Annotated in this window: 5 protein-coding genes; 3 read left to right on the top strand and 2 right to left on the bottom strand. The window is 61.4% G+C overall.

What is annotated here, in order from left to right; genetic code table 11:
• Positions 1 to 95: 95 nt before the first annotated feature.
• Together VJV58_RS13105 and VJV58_RS13110 are read right to left on the bottom strand one after the other, a co-directional pair.
• Positions 96 to 986: a helix-turn-helix transcriptional regulator gene (locus tag VJV58_RS13105; RefSeq protein ID WP_324137778.1), complete on the bottom strand. Its 891-nt coding sequence runs from the start codon at positions 984 to 986 to the stop codon at positions 96 to 98.
• Positions 983 to 1,270, bottom strand: coding sequence for a DUF3658 domain-containing protein (locus tag VJV58_RS13110; protein ID WP_324137779.1), 288 nt, complete (start codon positions 1,268 to 1,270; stop codon positions 983 to 985). The genes VJV58_RS13105 and VJV58_RS13110 overlap by 4 nt, the downstream gene beginning before the upstream one ends.
• 143 nt (positions 1,271 to 1,413) lie before the next feature.
• Here VJV58_RS13110 and VJV58_RS13115 point away from each other — a divergent pair, with 143 nt between their 5' ends.
• The 3 genes from VJV58_RS13115 to boxC all read left to right on the top strand — a co-directional run.
• Entirely contained in the window at positions 1,414 to 2,958 is a 1,545-nt protein-coding gene (locus VJV58_RS13115; RefSeq protein WP_414641489.1) for a benzoate-CoA ligase family protein, read from the top strand.
• Between the two features lie 63 nt (positions 2,959 to 3,021).
• Positions 3,022 to 3,852 (top strand): alpha/beta hydrolase, encoded by an 831-nt coding sequence (locus VJV58_RS13120; RefSeq protein ID WP_324137780.1) that lies wholly within the window; start codon positions 3,022 to 3,024, stop codon positions 3,850 to 3,852.
• 196 nt (positions 3,853 to 4,048) lie between these two features.
• Positions 4,049 to 5,536: 2,3-epoxybenzoyl-CoA dihydrolase (gene boxC, locus VJV58_RS13125; RefSeq protein WP_324137781.1), on the top strand; the 1,488-nt coding region annotated here is incomplete at its 3' end.

The raw sequence follows: 5,536 nt of genomic DNA on the forward strand, positions 1-5,536 counted from the left end.
GGCCGCGGCACCGAATCGAGCACCGCTTTTGCGATCGTCAATTTGCCGGCCACCTGCGCGCCATGGAGGAAGAGCAGTTTCATGCGCGACCAGACCTAGCCCTGCGCGAACATCCGCGCATCGTTTTCAAGCAACGGCGTCACCGCGTTGAACAGTTGCGCGGCCGCGGCATCTACCGAAAGCCCTGCCGTGTCGACCACCGCAGACGCGCGGGCGTATAGCGGCTCGCGGGTCTTCAGTATGGTTCGCAACTCGGCCATCGCCGAACGGTCGTCGGCCATTGGGCGGAGATCGCCTTGGCCACGCACCCGCGCCATGTGTTCTTCCGGTTCGGCCTTGACCCAGATGGTGTAGAACGAGGATAGGATCAGGTCGAAGCTGACCGGCTCGGAAACGATGCCGCCGCCGGTTGCCAGCACCATCAATTCCTTGCGCGCCAGCAATTGCCCGAGCGCCGCCTGCTCCATGCGGCGAAAACCTTCCTGACCATATAGCGCGATAATCTCGGCGACCGACAAGCCGTTCTGCGCCTCGATTTCCTTGTTGAGTTCCACAAAGCTCCAGCCGATCCTTTTCGCCAGCATCTTGCCGAGGGTGGACTTGCCGGCCCCACGCAAGCCGATCAATGCGATGCCGGCAAACGACATGCGCCGCTGCGCCGCGATGCCTTGACCGGCGAGAATATCCTTGGCCTGCGCGATCTGGTTGGGCGCGGCCTTTCGCAGCAGGTCGCGAATGACCGGCCAGTCGGGCGCTGGCTCCGCGGCGGGAATGAGATCCTCGAGATGCGCGCCCATCGCATTCGACACTCTTCGCAGCAGCACGATCGAGACGTTGCCCTTGCCGCTTTCAAGTTGCGCGATGTAGCGTTCGGAAATTCCGGAGACTTTGGCGAGCACCTTTCGCGACATGCCGTGAAGCGCGCGCATGGTGCGGACGCGCTGTCCGAGCTGCTCGAGAAAGCCGGTCTCGGAGTCTTCGCTCATGTGCCTTGATCGGTTGTTTCGTTACGCCGCCTCGCTGCAGCGACCGCGCCGGACGATTTCTTGTTGGGCAATCGGACCTCGCTATAAGTCCACCAATCGAGATTGCCGGCCGCTTCCAGCCTTTCGGCCGCGACAAGCGCTTTGATCCGGTCTGATATGAAATAGACCGCCTCCTCGCTCGATCTCTCTAGCTTGTTCGCGACGTAGTAGATGATCTTCGCAACCTTGAGGAATTGCGGCTTGCAATGCGCCAGGATGGCCTCATCGACGAGCTCAGGCGACATCGTGCACCCCTCAGGAAAAACGAATAGGAAGGATAATGCCGAACGGGATTGACAGCAAGCGCGCGCAGTGCCTTTCTATGAATTATATTGCTTGAAAATCAGGGAGTGAGCGTCGTGGCACGCCTGGGTGAGGGAAGCGCGGCATGAGCGGGATGTCCGGTTCGTATAACGCCGTGACGTGGCTGCTCGACCGCAATATCGATGAAGGGCGCGCCGACAAACTCGCCTTTACCGATACCGTTTCCGAACTGAGCTACGGCGAATTGCAAAAGCAAAGCTGTCGCGTCGCCAACATGCTGCGCCGTCTTGGTGTCCGCCGCGAAGAGCGGGTCGCCATGATCATGCTGGACACAATCGATTTTCCGATCGTGTTTCTCGGCGCAATCCGCGCCGGCGTGGTGCCGGTGCCGCTCAATACCCTTCTGACCGCCGATCAATATGCTTACGTGCTGGCCGATTGCCGCGCCCGGGTGTTGTTCATCTCGGAAGCGCTGCTGCCGGTGGTCAAGGACATGCTGGGCCGCATGCCCGACCTCGATCACGTGATCGTCTCCGGCAAGCAGCCAAACGGCTACAAGAAATTGTCGGACGAGCTCGCTGGTGAGCAGGACAGCTTCGCAACCGTGGCGACCCATGCCGACGAGCCGGCGTTCTGGCTGTACTCCTCGGGCTCTACCGGCATGCCCAAGGGCGTGCGCCATCTGCATTCCAATCTCGCGGCGACAGCCGACACGTATGCCAAGCAGGTGCTCGGAATTCGCGAAGACGACGTCGGCTTGTCAGCGGCGAAGCTGTTCTTTGCCTACGGCCTCGGGAATGCGCTGACCTTTCCGATGTCGGTGGGCGCCAGCACCGTTCTCAACTCGGCGCGTCCGACACCGGCTGTGATGTTCGCACTGATGAACAAATACAATCCAACCATTTTTTTCGGCGTGCCGACGTTGTTCTCGGCGATGCTCAACGACGAGACGCTCAAGCATGAGCGCGCCGGCTCGCGCTTGCGAATCTGCACTTCCGCCGGCGAGGCCTTGCCGGAATCGGTCGGCAATGCCTGGAAGGCGCGGTTCGGCGTCGACATTCTCGACGGCGTCGGCTCGACCGAGTTGCTGCACATTTTTCTCTCGAACGCGCCGGGCGATATCAAGTACGGCACCTCGGGACGCCCGGTGCCGGGCTACAGAGTGCGGCTCGTCAATGAGGCAGGCAACGAGGTCGCCGACGGCGAGGTGGGCGAATTGCTGGTCGATGCGCCGTCCGCGGGCGAGGGTTACTGGAACCAGCGCAGTAAGACCCGTCAGACTTTCGAGGGGCACTGGACCCGCACCGGTGACAAATATGTGCGCGATGGTGAAGGGCGCTACACCTTCTGCGGCCGTAGCGACGACATGTTCAAGGTGTCGGGAATCTGGGTGTCGCCGTTCGAGGTCGAGAGTGCCTTGATCACGCATCCGGCGGTGCTCGAAGCGGCCGTCGTTCCAGAGGCCGATCCGGAAGGTTTGCTCAAGCCGAAAGCGTTCGTGGTGCTCCGCCCGGGGGCGGACACCGAGGACCTGCACGAGGCGCTAAAGGAATACGTCAAACAGAAGATCGGCGCGTGGAAATATCCGCGCTGGATCGACGTGGTCGAGACCTTGCCGAAAACCGCGACCGGGAAAATTCAGCGCTTCAAATTGCGCGAAGGCGGTTAGGCGGGGCGCAATGATCTTTGCCTCGATCTTGGAAGATCAAATGACGTGCAGGGCGCGGCCACGATGAGCAATTTTGGCCTCGCCGGGGTTTTGCGTGTCGGTTCCTGTGATCTGGAATACCGCATGATCGGTCCGGCGCCGGATGACGCGCCGATAATCATGATGCTGCACGAAGGGCTTGGCTCGGTGGGGCTGTGGGGGGATTTTCCGGACCGGCTCCAGGCGGCGACCGGCTTTGGTGTGTTCGCCTATTCGCGGGCGGGCTACGGCGCTTCAGCGCCCGTCAAGCTGCCGCGGCCGCTTGACTACATGCATATCGAAGCGCTTGAGGTGTTGCCAAAGTTGCTCGACCAGATCGGCTTTCGCCGGGGGCTCTTGCTCGGGCATTCGGATGGAGCATCGATCGCCACCATCTACGGCGGTGGCGTCGCCGATCACCGCGTGCGCGGAGTGGTGATGATCGCGCCGCATTTTGTCGTGGAAGATGTCTCGGTGACGTCGATCGCTGAGATCAAAACCGCCTACGAGACCACCGATCTAAAGGCAAAGCTCGCGCGCTGGCACCACGATGTCGATAACGCGTTTTACGGCTGGAACGGTGCCTGGCTCGATCCGAAATTCCGCGCCTGGGATATATCCGAATATCTCGCTTATATCCGGGTGCCGGTGGCGATCGTGCAAGGCATCAATGATCAGTATGGAACGGTCCGCCAGATCGAGATTGCCGAACAAGAGTGCTACTGTCCGGTGGAGGTGACGATGATCCCGGATGCGGGGCACTCGCCGCAACGCGATGCTCCGGAGGCGACCCTCAACGCGATCTCGGAATTTGCCCGTAGCGTTTTCGATGCGCATGAGGCTTCGCACGGGCGCGAGAACGCTATCAGGCGGTGACCTGAGCCGCGGCGTGCCCGCGAGGGGCCTTTCGTCGTCGCTGGCGTGGCCCACATGGCTTGTCAGGGCCGGATCGACATCAGACGGCGCGAATATGAAGCAAAATGCCGGATTTGTGTCTTGGATGGACTGGACGGTCGGCCGATCATGCATTATTGTGCATGTTAGCTGAATGAAGCGGAACGGGTGAGGGTCCATGGCCGGTGAAGATCGCGTCCTCGCCGGAGGCGCCAAGTACATCGACTTCCAGACCGAGCCGTCGCGCTATCGGCATTGGAAGCTTGCCGTTGAGGGCGAGATCGCAACGCTGACGATGGACGTCGATGAGACCGGCGGGCTGTTCGAGGGCTATCAGCTTAAACTGAATTCCTACGATCTCGGCGTCGATATTGAACTGGCCGATGCGGTGCAGCGGCTGCGTTTCGAGCATCCCGGCGTCAAGGTCGTGGTGCTGCGTTCGGGCAAAAACCGCGTGTTCTGCGCAGGAGCCAACATCCGCATGCTCGCCGGGGCCACGCACGCCCACAAGGTCAACTTCTGCAAGTTCACCAACGAGACCCGCAACGGACTCGAGGATTCCAGTGCCAATTCCGGGCAGCGCTTCATCACCGTGGTCAACGGCACCGCGGCCGGAGGCGGTTATGAACTGGCACTCGCGACCGACCACATCATTCTCGCTGACGACGGTGCGGCGGCGGTGGCGTTGCCGGAACTGCCGCTGCTGGCAGTGCTGCCGGGCACCGGCGGGCTGACGCGGGTCGTCGACAAACGCAAGGTGCGCCGTGACCGCGCCGATTATTTCTGCACGATCGAGGAAGGCATCAAGGGCAAACGCGCGGTGCAGTGGCGCCTCGTCGACGAGATCGTGCCGAACAGCAAGCTTGACGCCAAAGTCTCCGAGCGCGCCAGGCAATTTGCAGCCGCCTCGAAACGCAACGGCAACGGCAGCGGCATTTCGCTGACGCCGCTGACACGGAATTTCGATGACGATGGCGTCCGCTATGGGCTGCTCAGCGTCGATATCGATCGCGCGCAGCGCATCGCCACGATTACGATCAAAGGGCCGGACTCGCCGCCTCCCAAGGACATCGACGGCGTGATCACGCAAGGCGCGTCGTTCTGGCCGCTGCAGGTCGCGCGCGAACTCGACGACGCGATTCTGCATTTGCGGATCAACGAACTCGAGACCGCCATGCTGGTATTCAAGTCGCACGGCGAGCGCGCCAACGTGCTCGCATGCGATGCCCTGCTGGAAGCCAACAAATCGCATTGGCTGGTCAACGAAATCAGGCAGTACTGGAAACGCGTGCTCAAACGGATCGACGTCACATCGCGCACGCTGGTGACGCTGGTCGAGCCGGGCTCGTGTTTCGCCGGCACTTTGGCCGAACTCGTATTCGCAGCCGACCGGTCCTATATGTTGATCGGCCAAAAACAAGGTGACAACCGCGCGCCGCCGGCCATTGAACTCACGGCGATGAATTTCGGGCCATATCCGATGAGCCACGGCCTCACCCGGCTGCAATCCCGCTTCCAGGCCGATCCTTCTGATCTGGAACGCGCGCGCGAGAAAATCGGCGAGGCGCTGGATGCGGAACAGGCCGAACAGCTCGGTCTGGTGACATTTGCACTGGACGATATCGACTGGGATGACGAGATCAGGGTGTTTCTCGAGGAGCGCACC

Origin of the sequence: Bradyrhizobium sp., from assembly GCF_035273305.1 — a bacterium.
Classification (GTDB): Bacteria; Pseudomonadota; Alphaproteobacteria; order Rhizobiales; family Xanthobacteraceae; genus Bradyrhizobium.